11 protein-coding genes, 1 tRNA gene, 3 rRNA genes and 2 pseudogenes are annotated in these 15,248 nt (G+C 42.5%); 7 read left to right on the top strand and 10 right to left on the bottom strand.

Going from position 1 to position 15,248, the window contains the following annotated elements:
- A partial coding sequence (locus JHC30_05810) for a transposase (protein ID MCI4463665.1) occupies window positions 1-349 on the bottom strand: 349 nt, incomplete at its 3' end.
- A pseudogene (locus tag JHC30_05805) lies at window positions 324-936 on the bottom strand (IS607 family transposase). The gene JHC30_05810 and the pseudogene JHC30_05805, both read right to left, overlap by 26 nt.
- Window positions 937-991: 55 nt before the next feature.
- Between JHC30_05805 and JHC30_05800 the strand changes: the two are divergent.
- A pseudogene (locus JHC30_05800) lies at window positions 992-1,642 on the top strand (ATP-binding protein).
- 1 nt (window position 1,643) lies between these two features.
- On the opposite strand, the gene JHC30_05795 reads toward JHC30_05800, so the two are convergent.
- On the bottom strand, window positions 1,644-2,114 hold the full coding sequence (locus JHC30_05795) for a divergent PAP2 family protein (GenBank protein ID MCI4463664.1): 471 nt from the start codon (window positions 2,112-2,114) through the stop codon (window positions 1,644-1,646).
- Between the two features lie 14 nt (window positions 2,115-2,128).
- Here JHC30_05795 and JHC30_05790 point away from each other — a divergent pair, with 14 nt between their 5' ends.
- The 6 genes from JHC30_05790 to JHC30_05765 all read left to right on the top strand — a co-directional run bounded on the left by JHC30_05790 (window position 2,129) and on the right by JHC30_05765 (window position 9,202).
- Window positions 2,129-2,743, top strand: coding sequence for an epoxyqueuosine reductase QueH (locus JHC30_05790; GenBank protein MCI4463663.1), 615 nt, complete (start codon window positions 2,129-2,131; stop codon window positions 2,741-2,743).
- Window positions 2,737-2,976: a DUF2804 family protein gene (locus JHC30_05785; protein MCI4463662.1), complete on the top strand. Its 240-nt coding sequence runs from the start codon at window positions 2,737-2,739 to the stop codon at window positions 2,974-2,976. Before JHC30_05790 ends, JHC30_05785 begins: the two co-directional genes overlap by 7 nt.
- A gap of 387 nt (window positions 2,977-3,363) precedes the next feature.
- Window positions 3,364-4,919 (top strand): 16S ribosomal RNA (locus tag JHC30_05780).
- 145 nt (window positions 4,920-5,064) lie between these two features.
- A 23S ribosomal RNA gene (locus JHC30_05775) occupies window positions 5,065-8,091 on the top strand.
- 33 nt (window positions 8,092-8,124) lie between these two features.
- Window positions 8,125-8,241 (top strand): 5S ribosomal RNA (rrf, locus tag JHC30_05770).
- Together the 16S, 23S and 5S rRNA genes form the textbook arrangement of a ribosomal RNA operon.
- Before the next feature lie 55 nt (window positions 8,242-8,296).
- On the top strand, window positions 8,297-9,202 hold the full coding sequence (locus JHC30_05765; protein MCI4463661.1) for a DMT family transporter: 906 nt from the start codon (window positions 8,297-8,299) through the stop codon (window positions 9,200-9,202).
- Here JHC30_05765 and ffh read toward each other — a convergent pair.
- The 7 genes from ffh to JHC30_05730 all read right to left on the bottom strand — a co-directional run bounded on the left by ffh (window position 9,192) and on the right by JHC30_05730 (window position 15,187).
- Window positions 9,192-10,517, bottom strand: a complete 1,326-nt coding sequence (ffh, locus tag JHC30_05760) for a signal recognition particle protein (protein MCI4463660.1) — start codon at window positions 10,515-10,517, stop codon at window positions 9,192-9,194. The two genes, JHC30_05765 and ffh, sit on opposite strands and share 11 nt — an antisense overlap.
- Window positions 10,513-10,881: an HTH domain-containing protein gene (locus tag JHC30_05755; GenBank protein MCI4463659.1), complete on the bottom strand. Its 369-nt coding sequence runs from the start codon at window positions 10,879-10,881 to the stop codon at window positions 10,513-10,515. The genes ffh and JHC30_05755 overlap by 5 nt, the downstream gene beginning before the upstream one ends.
- Window positions 10,878-11,711, bottom strand: coding sequence for a signal recognition particle-docking protein FtsY (gene ftsY, locus JHC30_05750; protein ID MCI4463658.1), 834 nt, complete (start codon window positions 11,709-11,711; stop codon window positions 10,878-10,880). Before ftsY ends, JHC30_05755 begins: the two co-directional genes overlap by 4 nt.
- Window positions 11,674-12,414 carry a ribonuclease III gene (gene rnc, locus JHC30_05745; protein ID MCI4463657.1) on the bottom strand — a complete coding sequence of 247 codons (741 nt, stop codon included), beginning with the start codon at window positions 12,412-12,414 and terminating at the stop codon, window positions 11,674-11,676. The genes ftsY and rnc overlap by 38 nt, the downstream gene beginning before the upstream one ends.
- 13 nt (window positions 12,415-12,427) lie before the next feature.
- On the bottom strand, window positions 12,428-12,616 hold the full coding sequence (gene rpmF, locus JHC30_05740; GenBank protein ID MCI4463656.1) for a 50S ribosomal protein L32: 189 nt from the start codon (window positions 12,614-12,616) through the stop codon (window positions 12,428-12,430).
- Between the two features lie 9 nt (window positions 12,617-12,625).
- Entirely contained in the window at window positions 12,626-15,085 is a 2,460-nt protein-coding gene (locus JHC30_05735; protein ID MCI4463655.1) for a leucine--tRNA ligase, read from the bottom strand.
- 26 nt (window positions 15,086-15,111) lie between these two features.
- Window positions 15,112-15,187 (bottom strand) — tRNA-Ala (locus JHC30_05730).
- Window positions 15,188-15,248 lie beyond the last annotated feature (61 nt).

The following is a 15,248-nucleotide window of genomic DNA, read 5'->3' as shown; positions in this document are numbered from 1 at the left end:
TACTTTCTCTCCATTTTGTTTTTAATTCTTCTTTTCTACTACCATTTAGATGATTTTTGTTTAATTTCTCAAATATTTTTCTTGATCCAAATATCGTTTTCTTATGATTTTGTTGTCTCTCATTACATGATTCAATCATCGAATTTGCTAAGAATATCGCATCATCTGAATACCTTGTGTTTATGTCAAACAATCTTGATATATCCTTTTTAAGCTCTTTTCTTTCTTGACCTTCTAGCAGCCTTTTGTATGCGTATCTCTCTGCTGATGAAAATCTACGCATCAAATCTAAAAGAACTTCTCTATCCTGATTACTGCTAAACTCAAGCAAGCACTGTAGAGTTATCATTTCCTTTTAGAACCTCTTTGTGCGTATATTTTGCAGCAAATGAAGTTACTATTGCCACTAGATCTTCTGCTAACTCTACCATTTTCTCTTTTTCTTCACTGTTTCCATTAATTATCACAAGTTCTACACCAAACGCAGAAAGGAATTGTTTAAGATAATTAAAGCCAAATCTTGCCAAACGATTTGGATATTCTACTACAACTCTTTCTACTTCACCCCTCTGAACCATATTTAGTAATTTCTGTAATCCTCTTCTATTTTCATTTACTCCACTTGCTATTTCCTGTATAATCTCACAATTCCAATTATTTGAATTAGCATACTCTTCTAATCTCTTAACTTGATCTTTTAAATATTCCTCTTGTTTTTTGTGCTTACTCTTGCATATAAAACTGTTTTTCTGATATCTTTTTTCTCTTCTATTATTCCCAAAAATTCTCTCTCAATATCTTCTACTCTATATCTCCTAACTCCCCTGGCATTCTTAAAGGAGTTATTAGACCTTTCCTTTCATAGTTGATCAGTGTAATCCTGCTAATTCCGTATATCTCCCTACATTGTTTTATAGTTAATAGTTTTTTATCCATATCAATTTACTATTATACACTTTTTATAAAATATAGAAACTGTTGTTCGCCTGACGAGGTGAGCCTTGCACATAATGGGGTCCTTTTCCTTGACGAACTGCCTGAATTTAGAAGGGATGTTCTTGATTCATTGAGGCAACCTATGGAAGATGGTTTTGTGGTGGTAACGAGGGCAAAGGAACGCATCAAATTCCCCTCCAATTTTATGCTTGTTGCTGCGATGAATCCATGTCCTTGTGGGTGGTTTGGTGACAAAGAGCACGCCTGCACCTGCTCAATCTCAGAGATAAAGCGTTATAGAAATAGAGTCTCAGGACCAATATGGGATCGTTTTGATATCCAAATTGAAGTACCGAGGCTTTTGCCAAGCGAACTTGTTGCCGATACAAAGTCTGAATCTTCAAAATCTGTAAGAGAAAGAGTGATGCGTGCTCGTGAAATCCAAACGAAGCGTTATCTCAACACGAAAATCAAAAATAACGCCTCTCTTACACCTCGCTCGATAAAGACATTTATAAAACTTAACCACGAGGAGAAAGCTTTCCTTGAGAATGCTTCTGAAAGGCTTGGGCTCACAGGAAGGGGATTTGATAAAATTTTGAAGGTTGCAAGGACGATTGCGGACCTTGAAGGAAGCGTTGATGTGAGGCTTCCTCACATTGCAGAAGCTTTACAGTACAGGTTTGACCTTTCTTTGAACATTTAGGTTATTTAAAGAAAAATACGATATCAATTACTGCAATAAGAAGCCCCAGAAGGAAACCGATAAATACTTCTGGTCCTGAGTGACCTACAAGTTCCTTAAAAACCTCTATATCTACAGTTTCCTGTAGCCTTTTTCCAAGCGGTGTTTCAAAGAAGATGTCATTCATCGTCTTAGCATGTTTTCCAACTTCTCTTCTTACTGAGATTGCATCAACAACGACGACGGAAGAAAAAATAAAAGCAATTGTAAAATAAGGAGAATCAAAACCGTACTTTGCGCCTAAAAGGATTGTTAATGTTGTTACGGTTGCCGTGTGAGAACTTGGGTTTCCTCCGGTTGAGGTAAACATTCTCCAATTCCACTCTTTTTCAATGAGATAATAAATTATCACTTTCAATCCCTGAGCAACGAGGTTCGAAATAATTGATGCTATTAATATGTTGTTACTGAGTAGTTGTAAAATCACTTTCATATTATAATTTTAGTATGAAAAGGGAAAAAAATAAACAGACGCTTCCCGTTGGGAATTACGAGAAGGTTCTTCTCCATATATGCTGTGCTCCAGATGCAACTTACCCTATTCTTCTTCTTAGAGGGCTTCATTACGATGTAACAGGCTTTTTCTACAATCCCAATATCCACCCAAAAGAGGAATACTATAAAAGGCTTGAAGAGATTAGAAAACTTTCAAAAATACAGAAGTTCCCATTGATTGAAGGTGAGTATAACGATGATGTCTTAAGGAACTGGTTCAGGATGGTTAAGGGGCTTGAGAAAGTGCACGAAGGGGGAGAAAGGTGCTATCTCTGCTATAAAGAGCGACTTGAAAGAACAGCAAAACTTGCAAGAGATCTTGGTTTTGACTATTTTACAACGACGATAACGATAAGCCCTCACAAGAATTCAAAGTGGGTGTTTGATATTTCTTATGAACTTGAAAAAACTTACGGAGTTAAGTTCCTTCCAATTGATTTCAAAAAGAAAAACGGTTTTAAGGCAAGCGTTATATTAAGTAAATACTATGGCCTTTATAGGCAGAATTACTGTGGTTGTATTTTTTCAAAGGTAGAAGCAGAGCATTTTAGAGAAAATAAATCTTAGGGTATCAGCATGAACACCTTGAGAAAGAGTGGCGTATAAAGTCTTCTGATAATAAATTAAAACTAACTTTCAAACCTTTTATGGTAAGGCTTGCTCGTACTAACCTGGTTCTTCTTAAAAGTGTACTATACCAGATTTTTAGCACCTATAATGGAAGCTTTACTAGAGACAATGGAGAAAAGATAGAAATAAACAATGTAATTGGCTGGATAGAGGAGCATAACGCTCGCTAACGGTTAAGGAAATAAGTATTTAAGTGAATTACTTGAATTTAGTAGGTCTTTTTGTAAATTAAAATTTTCGAAGAGAGAAAACCTAAAGGAATTTAAACAAGATTAGATTAGAAAATGTTTTATTAGAATTTTGAAAGAATTTTTGAAAATCCCCTTGTCCCCCCTTGACATGGGATATACTTTTTGGTATTATTGTAATCGCTGAGAGTCAAGGAACTCAAAAAACCTTGAGCGAAGCACCTTGAAAAAAGTAGAAAGTCTTGGGGGTTACCCCCTTGACAAGAGAGCAAAAAGTAGTATAATAGTGTGCCTATGTAAGATAGGCAAGTTGGTACAGTGGATTGTACCTTGAAAACTAAACAGCGAAAGTAAGGCCCTTTGAATATTTTTTCGGAGAGTTTGATCCTGGCTCAGGATGAACGCTGGCGGCGTGCCTTACACATGCAAGTCGAGCGGAGAAGATTTCCTGTGGCAACACAGGGGTCTTCTTAGCGGCAAACGGGTGAGTAATGGATGAGTAACCTGCCCTGTAGATGGGGATAGCCATCCGAAAGGATGGGTAATACCCAATAATGTTGGAGGACTTTGGTTCTCCAAAGAAAGGTGGCGCAAGCTACCGCTTCAGGATGGGCTCATCTCCTATCAGCTAGTTGGTGAGGTAATGGCTCACCAAGGCTATGACGGGTAGCTGGCCTGAGAGGGTGGTCAGCCACATTGGGACTGAGACACGGCCCAGACTCCTACGGGAGGCAGCAGTGGGGAATCTTGGTCAATGGGCGAAAGCCTGAACCAGCGACGCCGCGTGGAGGACGAAGGCCGAAAGGTCGTAAACTCCTTTTGCAAGGGAAAAAGGGAAGGGTTCGAATAGGACCCTATCCTTGATTGTACCTTGCGAATAAGCCCCAGCCAACTACGTGCCAGCAGCTGCGGTAAAACGTAGGGGGCGAGCGTTATCCGGAATCACTGGGTGTAAAGGGTACGCAGGCGGATTTGTAAGTTGGATGTAAAAACTCAGGGCTCAACCTTGAGCTTGCATCCAAGACTACAAGTCTAGAGAGCAGGAGAGGGGAGTGGAATTCCCGGTGTAGGGGTAAAATCCGTAGATATCGGGAGGAACACCAATGGCGAAGGCAGCTCCCTGGCCTGTCTCTGACGCTCAGGTACGAAAGCGTGGGGAGCAAACAGGATTAGATACCCTGGTAGTCCACGCCCTAAACGATGGGTGCTTGGTGTTGGGGGGTAATTCCCTCAGTGCCGTAGCTAACGCGTTAAGCACCCCACCTGGGGAGTACGGCCGCAAGGTTGAAACTCAAAGGAATTGACGGGGACCCGCACAAGCAGCGAGGCATGTGGTTTAATTCGATGCTACACGAAGAACCTCACCTGGGCTTGACATGCATGTGAAAGCTCGAAGAAACTCGAGCCCCCATAGGGGTTACACCCTATGGCACATGCACAGGTGCTGCATGGTTGTCGTCAGCTCGTGTCGTGAGATGTACGGTTAAGTCCGTGAACGAGCGCAACCCCTGCCCTTAGTTGCTAATAGGCTTCGGCCTATGCACTCTAAGGGGACTGCCAGCGATAAGCTGGAGGAAGGTGGGGATGACGTCAAATCCTCATGGCCCTTATGCCCAGGGCTACACACATGCGACAATGGTCGGGACAATGCGTTGCGAACCAGTAATGGGGAGCTAATCGCAAAAAACCGACCCCAGTACGGATTGAGGGTTGCAACTCACCCTCATGAAGCTGGAGTTGCTAGTAACCGCCGGTCAGCTATACGGCGATGAATACGTTCCCGGGTCTTGTACACACCGCCCGTCACACCACCCGAGTTGCGTGCACCCGAAGTGGCTCGGTGAGTCACGAAGGTGTGCGTGATGAGGAGGGTGAAGTCGTAACAAGGTAGGTGTACGAGAACGTGCGCCTGGATCACCTCCTTTCTAAGGAGCATCCTTACAAATCGGTGTGTTTTAAATTAAGTTTCTTGCGAAACTTATTCTGGGTCTTACTTTTCGCTGTTTAGTTTTGAGGGCACAGTCCCTCCGCTGTAAATGTGGATTGTACCTTGAAAACTGCATGTGGGTATAGTAAGTTAGTAAGGGCACATGGTGGATGCCTTGGCGCACGGAGCCGATGAAGGACGCAGCAAGCCTGCGATAGGCCACGGGGAGCTGCAAAACAAGCTTTGATCCGTGGATTTCCGAATGGGGAAACCCGTGAGGGTAAAACCCTCACATCCTTGCCTGAATACATAGGGTAAGGAGGGGAACCAAGGGAACTGAAACATCTTAGTACCTTGAGGAAAAGAAATCAACAGAGATTCCCTGAGTAGTGGCGAGCGAAAGGGGAACAGCCTAAACCGTTTGTGTGCATAAGCTCACGGGCGTTGCACAAACGGGGTTGCGGGACAAGTCGTTCTCTCCCCGTGAGGAGAGAGTGGAGTAAGAAATAAACTGCTTAGCTGAATGCTTTGGAAAGAGCAACCAAAGAGGGTGATAGTCCCGTAAGCGAAAAGCAGTTTACTCCTTGACTTGATCCCAAGTACCGCGGGACACGAGGAACCCTGCGGGAATCAGGGAGGACCACCTTCCAAGGCTAAATACTCCGGCGACCGATAGTGAACAAAGTACCGCGAGGGAAAGGTGAAAAGAACCCCGGGAGGGGAGTGAAATAGAACCTGAAACCATGTGCCTACAATGGGTAGGAGGGCTATGAAGCAGCAATGCTTCAGCCTGACTGCGTGCCTATTGAAGTATGACCCAAGGAGTTGATGGTAGTGGCAAGGCTAAGGGGTGAAACCCGGAGCCGCAGCGAAAGCGAGTCCGAATAGGGCGTTAGTCGCTATCATCAGACTCGAAACCAGGTGGCCAACCCATGGCCAGGGTGAAACGGGTGTAAGAGCCCGTGGAGGCCCGAACCGGTCGGGGGAAAAAACTCGTCGGATGAGCTGTGGGTAGGAGAGAAATTCTAACCGAACCTGGAGATAGCTAGTTCTCGCCGAAATGCATTTAGGTGCAGCGGTAGGAAATTAGCATGCGGGGGTAGAGCTCTGGATGGGCTAGGGGTCTTACCAGACTTCCGAACCCAACCAAACTGCGAATACCGCATTGCCGTATCCTACCAGTGAGTCGGTGGGCTCTAAGGTCCATCGTCGAGTAGGAGAACAATCCAGATCGTCTGCTAAGGTCCCTAAAGTAGACTAAGTGCATCAAAGGATGTGGGACTGCTTAGACAGCTAGGAGGTTAGCTTAGAAGCAGCTATCCTTTAAAGAGTGCGTAACAGCTCACTAGTCGAGCGGTTCTGCGCCGAAAATGTTCGGGGCTAAGTCTACTACCGAAGCAGCGGGTTCAAGATGTCTTCGGACATCTTGAGCGGTAGGCGAGCGTTCCAGTTGCTGAGAAGGCATACCGTGAGGAGTGCTGGAGCGACTGGAAGTGAGAATCTTGGGTTGAGTAACGAAAAGCAGGGCGAGAATCCCTGCCGCCGTAAGTCTAAGGTTTCCTGGGGAAGGTTCGTCCGCCCAGGGTTAGTCGGGCCTAAGCCGAGGCCGAAAGGCGTAGGTGATGGACAACAGGTTAATATTCCTGTACCGCATATCTTCCGCTATCAGGAAGGGGTGACGGAGGAGGATAGGCCAAGCGCGGTTTTGGTTGTCCGCGTCCAAGCTGGTAGGAGGCATCCGGAGGCAAATCCCTGGATGCGTTAACTCCGAGAAGCGATGGGGAGCCGCAAGGCGAAGTGGCTGATTCCACACTCACGAGAAAAACCTCTAACGAGGAAGATGTGCGCCCGTACCGCAATCCAACACAGGTAGACGGGGAGCACGCTCCCAAGGCGTTCGAAAGAATCCTCTTCAAGGAACTCGGCAAGTTTGCCCCGTAACTTCGGGAGAAGGGGTGCCTGGAGTTGTGGTAGGAACATTGCTTCCTACTGCATCTTCGGGTCTCAGTAAACAGGCTCAGGCGACTGTTTAACAAAAACACAGGTCTCTGCTAAGTCGTAAAGACGACGTATAGGGGCCGACGCTTGCCCGGTGCCGGAAGGTTATAGGGAGGGGTTAGTGGGCGTAAGCCCGCGAAGCTCCGAACTTAAGCCCCGGTGAACGGCGGCCGTAACTATAACGGTCCTAAGGTAGCGAAATACCTTGTCGGGTAAGTTCCGACGCGCATGAAAAGCGTAACGATCTGAGCGCCGTCTCGAAGAGGAATTCGGTGAAATAACGGTGGTCGTGCAGACGCGGCCTACCCGTAGCAGGACGGAAAGACCCCGTGGAGCTTTACTGTACCCTGATACTGAACTTCGGTATACCATGTATAGGATATGTGGGAGGCTGAGAACCCAGGGCGCCAGCTCTGGGGGAGCCGCCGGTGGAATACCACACTTGGTATGCTGAAGTTCTAACTCCTTGCCCTAATCGGGCGGGAGGACAATGTCAGGCGGGCAGTTTGACTGGGGCGGTCGCCTCCTAAAAAGTAACGGAGGTGCCCAAAGGTTCCCTCAGGCTGGTTGGAAATCAGCCGTTGAGTGTAAAGGCATAAGGGAGCTTGACTGCGTAGACCGACAGGTCGAACAGACACGAAAGTGGGGCTTAGTGATCCGGCGGTGGCGTGTGGAAGCGCCGTCGCTCAACGGATAAAAGCTACCCCGGGGATAACAGGCTGATGCCGTCCGAGAGTTCACATCGACGACGGTGTTTGGCACCTCGATGTCGGCTCATCGCATCCTGGGGCTGGATAAGGTCCCAAGGGTCCGGCTGTTCGCCGGTTAAAGCGGTACGTGAGCTGGGTTCAGAACGTCGTGAGACAGTTCGGTCCTAATCCGCTACGGGCGTAGGAGGTTTGAAGGGGGTTTCCCGGTAGTACGAGAGGACCCCGGGAAGGAGACCGCTGGTGGACCAGTTGTCCCGCCAGGGGCAGGAGCTGGGTAGCTAAGTCTCTACTGGATAAGCGCTGAAAGCATCTAAAGCGCGAAGCCTACCCCAAGATTAGACCTCCCATCCTTGCGCAAGCAAGGAGTAAGACCCCTCGTAGACTACGAGGTTGATAGGCCCGAGGTGTAAGCGCAGCAATGCGTTTAGCTGACGGGTACTAATAGGTCGAGGACTTACTATACCCCATGCAGTTTTGAAGGTACAATCCTTTTGCTCTGGTGGCCATACCGAAGGGGAAACACCCGTTCCCATTCCGAACACGGAAGTTAAGCCCTTCAGGGCCGATGGTACTGCACTGGTGACGGTGCGGGAGAGTAGGACGCTGCCAGGGCTTTTTTTATTTTTGTGATTTTAAAATCGTCTATTTTTTCTGTATAATCTTCTCAATGACAAAAATAGAAAAGTTTAAAGAAAATTTTGCATTAAACATACTTGTCCTTGCATTGCTTTGGGGATCGGATTATATTCTCATTAAAGTTGCGATTCAGAGTTTTCATCCCATACTTTTTGTTTCGCTTAAACTACTTATTGGTGCAATATCAATATTTTTCATCTTGAAATTTATCTTGGAAAAGAGGATTGTGTTTGTAAAGTCTGCGGTAATTTTTGTTTTACTTGCGGCTTTTTTTGATACTTTCCTTCCTCAGGTTTTTATTTCTTTCGGAGAAAGAACTGTTCCAAGTTATATTGCTTCCTTGATGCTTGCAAGTTCTCCTATCTTTACGTTGATATTTTCTATTGTATTTGCAAACGAGAAACTCAACTATAAATTAATTCCATATTTTCTATTAGGATTTTTGGGAGTGTTCCTTATATTCTTTAATGAGTTCGTAAATGCTAAAGTTTCAGTGCACATCCTCAATCTTCTGTTAATTGCGTGCGCTTCTATTTCGTATGCAATTGGCGTAATTCTTCTTAAAAAAGTTTCTGAGTTTATGGATGCTTTTACCTCTTCTTTTTATCTTATGCTGTTTGGTTTTATTTTTTCACTTTTTGCAATACCAATGTTTAATGTAACAAAGCCAATCCTAAATGTTAACTCAGTTTTGGCGCTTCTTTTTGCATCCGTTGTTTTAAATGCTTTTGGTTATGCATATTTCTTCTATGCAATATCGAAATTTGGTGCAGGAAGGGCATCTTTCATAGGTTATCTTGTGCCATTCTTCTCTACTTTGTATGGGACTATTTTTCTTAGAGAGACGCTTACAACTTTTGCTATTGCGGGTGGTGCGCTTATAATACTATCAAGTTACTTAATAAATAGAGTAACAATTAATGTCTCTAAAACTTGAATCTTGAAAGGTCCAAATTCTTGAGATTTTTTGACAACTTTTTGAAATTTTCGAAGTTCTTTAAAAGTTGATTTACTTCCGCCTTGCTTACGTGCGTGCCTCTTGCTATTCTTTCTTTTCTCGAGGCGTTAATAATTTCAGGATGTGCCCTTTCTTCCTTTGTCATAGCGTTTATTATTGCAATCATTCTCCTCAGGGCTTTTTCATCTGCGTATTCTTTTGGAATTTTCACATTGCCGAAATTTGGAAGCATTGAGAAAACTTTAGAAATTCCACCCATCTTCAAGATGCTTTCGAGTTGGACTTTGAGATCGTTAAGATCGAATTTGCCGCTTTCAAAGTCCTTTGTAATTTTCTCGCTCTCTTCAAGGGATATTGCTTCCTGCGCTTTTTCAAACAACCCTTTCAGATCGCCTCTTCCTACAAGTCTCGATATAAGGGCATCTCCATCAAAAACTTCGAGATCTTGAATTTTTTCTCCAGTCCCAACGAATTTTACAGGGCTTCCTGTAACATATCTAAACGAGAGAACGCTTCCGCCTTTTGCAGAGGAATCAAATTTCGTGAATATTCCTCCTGTTATATCAAGGTATTCTTTGAAACCTTTTACTATATCCAGTGCAGTTTGTCCTATGGTTACATCCATAACCATAAGCGTCTCTTTCTTATCGAAGTAGTCATTTATTAACTTTAACTCCTCCATAAGAGAGGCGTCAATTTCTTTTCGTCCAGCGGTATCAATAATTGCAACATTGAAGTTGTTCTGTTCCATATAGGGCTCAATTTTTGAAAGTGCCTTTTCTATATTTGTTTCGTTTCTTAAGTCAAGATAGGGGATATTGTTTGTCTTTCCAAGTTGAATGAGTTGCTCGAAACTTGCTGGCCTTTTGAAATCAAATGGGACAAGGATAGGGTTGTAGTGCATTTTATTTTTAAGATAGTATCCGAGTTTTGCTGCTGTTGTTGTCTTTCCGTTACCCTGTAAGCCTACAAGGATTATGAAGTTATTTCCTCCCCTAAGGTCTAATTTTTCAGAAGTGCCTACATATTCAACAAGGACAGAATATAAAATAGAGAGTATTTGTTCTGCAGGAGTAAAGCTATCTAATACTTTTTGCTCTTTTGCTTTTTTCTCAACCCTATCAGTAATTTCTTTTACAAGTTTATAGTTTACATCCGCTTCCAATAGGGCAAGGCGAATTTCTCTAATGGCTCCCTTTATGTCTTCTTCGCTTAAATGCCCCTTAGAACGGAGTTTCTTAAAGATTGAATTTATACTTTCCTTAAGAGATTCAAAAATGGTGCGCCTCCTAATCCAACTCTTTTAGGGCTGAAAAAAGTTTGTTCAATTTTTGGATATCCTCTTCAGTAAGTTCTTTCCTGGATAAAATGCCTTCGATTTCGAATATAATTTTTACCTTTTTCCTCTTCTTTTCTAACAACTTCGACTTTGCTTCACACCTTTCCATTTTGTTTATACCACGTCTTATGTGGTCATGCACTGCCTGCCTTGAAACTTTAAGTTTTTTTGCAATTGCTGCACCAGTGAGTGCTGGATCAGTATAAAGTGTGAGTATTTTTCTTTCCTTATCTGTAAGGAGATTTGAGTAAACTTCAAGAAGTTCTTTTACTCTTGCTTTTTTTACAAGTTTCTTTTCTCTTGGTGTTAATTCTTTCATTTTGTACCTCCCGTCAGTTTTTGAATGTATCTATCAATCGAAAATTCTTCAAGGTCATTTATCTCTTCGCCTGTTCCAAGAAACTTAACAGGTATCTTGTAAGTTTGAACAATTGGAACAACAACTCCAGGTGCGCTATTCGAATCGAATTTTGTAAGGATTATACCCGTAACGCTTATTGATTTAATAAATGCTTCCATCTGACTGAATGCATTTAATCCTGTGAGGCTGTCGAGGACAAGGAAGACTTCATCGATTTTGCCAATTTTATTCAAAATAACTTTTTCGATTTTTGTAAGTTCTTTTAAGAGATTTTCATTTGTCTCAACCCTTCCAGAGGTATCAATAAGTATCAAGTCGTAACTGCCTTCTTTGGAAAGTCCGTCAAATACAACGCTTGCAGGGTCTGCATTTGGCTTTCCCTTTACTATGTGAACATTTAAGCGCTCTGCCCAGATTGAAAGTTGTTCTGTTGCCCCTGACCTGAATGTATCGCCTGCAATAAGAAGGATATCTTTAAAGCCTCTATTCTTGTAATAGTTTGCAACCTTTGCAATGCTTGTAGTCTTTCCTGAGCCGTTTGAACCTACAAACATAAAAACAGTAGGCTTGCTTGTCCCGATATTTACTTTCGGATCTACATTTGAAAATGCCTCGTAAATGAGTTTTTCAAAAAGGGTTAGGTAATCAGTATGTTCTTCTTTGAGCCTGCTTATAAAGTCTTCTGTGAATTTTATGCCGAAATTTTTGGATATCAAAAACTCCTCGACTTCTTCGATAGAGAAATCGTTTTTATTGAGAAGATTTTTCAATATCTTTAATATATTCATTTGTTAGTGCAACCTCTGCTGCATTTTCTTCAGCTTCTTTCTTTGTTTTGCCTTTTCCTGTTCCTAAAACTTTTCCATTAATTCTTACTTCTGCTACAAAGTATTTCTTGTCGTCAATCTTTTCTTCTTTTACGATCCTGTATTCTGGCACTTTGTGCATGACTTTTTGAAGCGTTTCCTGGAGTTTTGTTTTTGCATCAACGGTTTCAATGTGGGCTGCATTTTCAAGCTCGGTTTTAAAGATATTTGTAATAAATTTTTCTGCCTCTTCAAATCCAAAACAGAGAAATATTGCTGCAACAAGTGCCTCAAAGGCGTCGGCTAAAATCGCCTCTTTGAATTTGCCGCCGCTTTTATCCTCTCCCTTTCCAAATAGTATTAAATCACCAAGACCAATTATTTCTGCTTTCCTGGAAAGGCTTTTTTCTGAGACAAGATAAGCCCTTTTCCGTGACAATTCCCCTTCACTCAGGTCTTTATAAGTGCAGAGGAGATAATGGGTAATAGAAAGAGAAAGGACGGAATCACCCAGAAACTCAAGCCTCTCGTTTGAGCGATAATTCTTGTGCTCTCCCGAGAAAGAGGAGTGAGTTATCGAAGTTATAAATGTTTCCCTGCACTTCTTTGGGATCTTCCGCCCTAAAATTCTCTCAAAGGCATTAATTCTTTCCTTTAATGCCTTCTCTAAGGTTCTCTCTGTCATCAGAAAGAAAGGTCTATTTCTCTTTTGCCTCGATCTTTACAACCTCTTTCCCTTCATAGTATCCGCAGTAAGGGCAAACTTTATGCGGAGGAATGAGGTTGTGGCAGTGAGGACACTCGACAAGATTTAATGGGTCAAGTTTTTCTTTAATTTTCCTCATCCTGCTTCTTGAATGCGTTGTCTTCTTTTTTGGTTGTGCCATTTTATCCTCCTAAGCAACAATATTTATTAATTTGTCTTTTACAAAAACATATTTTGCTTTATCAAAATCAATGCCTAACCTTGCTATTTTATCAGATTTTTTAACTAAATCAAGTATATCTTCAAGTTCACTTCCAACGGGAACTTCAATCTTGTCTCTTAACTTACCGTTAACCTGGACTATTATCGTTGCATATTCTTCTTTGTATATTCCTTTTGGCTTGGGCCATGATTTTGTATGTATGCTTTCACTGAATCCAAGTCTGTGGTAGAGTTCTTCTGCAACAAACGGTGTTGCGGGTGCAATCATTGTAAGGAATGTTAGAACTGCCTCTCTAAATGCTTTTGTCTCCATAACTTCAGGATCGTCCTGGACAACCTTGTAGAGAAAATTGAGCCACTCCATAAAACTACTTATCATTGTGTTAAACTTGAATCTTTCAATCTGTTCGGTAATCTTTACTATCATCTTATCTGTCACTAATTCGATATCTTTCTCGACAGGCTTTTCCTTGTCAGGATTTACTCCCTCTAACTGAACAAATAGGTTCCATATTCTCTTAATAAACCTGTTAACTCCATTTATCCCTTCGGTGCTCCATGGTGCGTCTGTATCGAGAGGCCCAATAAAAAGTATATAGGCTCTTAGTGTATCTGCACCGTATTCTTTAATAACATCATCTGGATTTACTACATTTCCTCGGGATTTACTCATCTTCTGGTGGTCTGCACCCAAAATCATTCCCTGGTTTAATAGTTTCTTAAATGGTTCATCGAAGTCTATAAGACCTGCATCGTACATTACTTTTGTATAGAAACGAGCATACAGCAAATGCATAACGGCATGTTCTGCACCACCTATGTAAAGGTCAACAGGAAGCCAGTATTTAACTTTTTCCCTGTCAAAAGGTGCCTTGTCGTTGTGAGGATCTGCGTATCTTAAGAAATACCAGGAAGAACATGCAAAACCATCCTGGGTGTCAGTTTCTCTTTTGGATGGCTTTCCGCAAATAGGACATGTGGTATTGACAAAGTCAGGGTCGTTTGCAAGAGGAGATTCTCCAGTATCTCTTGGAGAGAAGTCAACTTCGTCTGGCAAAAGGACTGGTAAATCCTCCTCAGGCACGGGGACTGCGCCGTGTTCTGGACAGTGGATAATAGGAATTGGTGCACCCCAGTACCTCTGTCTTGAAATAAGCCAGTCTCTAATTTTGTATCTGACAACACCTTTTCCAAAACCATGTTCTTCTGCATACCTGGTCATTCTTTTACGTGCTTCTTCAGATGTAAGATTAGAAAATTCCCCTGAGTTTATTAGTATGCCATCTTCAGTGAAGGCTTCGTTAAGTTCGCTTACTTCTTTGCCATCTTTTGAGATTACCACTTTTATAGGGAGATTGTGTTTTTTTGCAAATTGGAAGTCTCTTTCATCGTGAGCGGGGACGCCCATAACTGCGCCTGTCCCGTATGAATAGACTACATAATCGCCAACATATATTGGGACAAGTTCGTTTGTAAATGGATTCCTTGCAAAACATCCAGTGAAGACACCCGTCTTTTCCTTTTCTGTTGAAAGCCTGTCAGTTTCAAATTTTCTTAGGGCTTCCTCGATATATTTTTTAACCTCTTCAGCCCTGTCTTCTCGTGTCAGTTTCATTACAAGCGGGTGTTCAGGTGCAATTGCAAGAAAAGTCACACCAAAGATAGTATCTATTCTCGTTGTAAATACTGGAAGGTCATATTCAGTTCCATCAGGACCAATTGCTTTGAAAGTAATCTCCGCTCCTTCAGAACGACCAATCCAGTTTCTCTGCATAGATTTAATTCGCTCTGGCCAGTCAATCCTGTCCAGTCCTTCAAGTAATTTATCTGCGTATTGTGTAATCCTGAAAAACCATTCTTTTAATTCTTTTTTTACAACTGGTGTTCCGCAGCGCCAGCACTTTCCATCAATAATCTGTTCGTTTGCAAGGACTGTCTTGCAGTGAGGGCACCACCACTGGAAACTTCTATCTTGATATGCAAGTCCTCTCTTGAAGAGGAGTTCGAAAAACCACTCCGTCCACTTGTAGTATTCTGGGTCTGAAGTTGCAAACTCCCTGTCCCAGTCGTAAGAAAGACCGAGCATCTTAAGTTGCCTTCTAAAGTTTTCTATGTTTTTATAGGTGGATTCCCTTGGATGAACGCCGTGTTCTATTGCATAGTTTTCTGCGGGTAATCCAAATGCATCGTATCCAATTGGATGAAGAACATTAAAGCCCTGCATTCTCTTATAACGTGCGTATGTATCTGCGGGTATGTAATTTCTGCAGTGTCCTACATGTAGACCAGACCCAGATGGATACGGAAACATTACCAATATATAAAACTTGGGCTTTTCGGAAAAATCCTCTGCTTTGAATAGTTTATTTTCTTCCCAGTACTTGTACCACTTTTCTTCGAATTCTTTCGGGTTGTATTCTTTTTCCATGCAACACCTCTTATGATAAAAAAATTTGGTGGAGCTAAGGGGAGTCGAACCCCTGACCTCCTCCACGCCAAGGAGGCGCTCTACCAACTGAGCTATAGCCCCACTATTAACAATAATACAGATTTTTAAATTATTGTCAAGGGTTTATTTGGTTATTGCCTTT

The sequence above is a fragment of the Caldisericum sp. genome, from assembly GCA_022759145.1.
In the GTDB taxonomy this organism is placed as follows: Bacteria; Caldisericota; Caldisericia; order Caldisericales; family Caldisericaceae; genus Caldisericum.
Note: the sequence above shows the minus strand (reverse complement) of the source record. Positions and strands in the feature narration are given on the sequence as shown.

Excerpts from the sequence above, each read along its gene's own strand:
- JHC30_05795 (MCI4463664.1), bottom strand. The coding sequence starts at position 2,114 with ATGAAAGTGATTTTACAACTACTCAGTAACAACATATTAATAGCATCA.
- JHC30_05790 (MCI4463663.1), top strand. The coding sequence starts at position 2,129 with ATGAAAAGGGAAAAAAATAAACAGACGCTTCCCGTTGGGAATTACGAG.
- JHC30_05765 (MCI4463661.1), top strand. The coding sequence starts at position 8,297 with ATGACAAAAATAGAAAAGTTTAAAGAAAATTTTGCATTAAACATACTT.
- JHC30_05755 (MCI4463659.1), bottom strand. The coding sequence starts at position 10,881 with ATGAAAGAATTAACACCAAGAGAAAAGAAACTTGTAAAAAAAGCAAGA.
- ftsY (MCI4463658.1), bottom strand. The coding sequence starts at position 11,711 with ATGAATATATTAAAGATATTGAAAAATCTTCTCAATAAAAACGATTTC.
- rnc (MCI4463657.1), bottom strand. The coding sequence starts at position 12,414 with ATGACAGAGAGAACCTTAGAGAAGGCATTAAAGGAAAGAATTAATGCC.
- rpmF (MCI4463656.1), bottom strand. The coding sequence starts at position 12,616 with ATGGCACAACCAAAAAAGAAGACAACGCATTCAAGAAGCAGGATGAGG.
- JHC30_05735 (MCI4463655.1), bottom strand. The coding sequence starts at position 15,085 with ATGGAAAAAGAATACAACCCGAAAGAATTCGAAGAAAAGTGGTACAAG.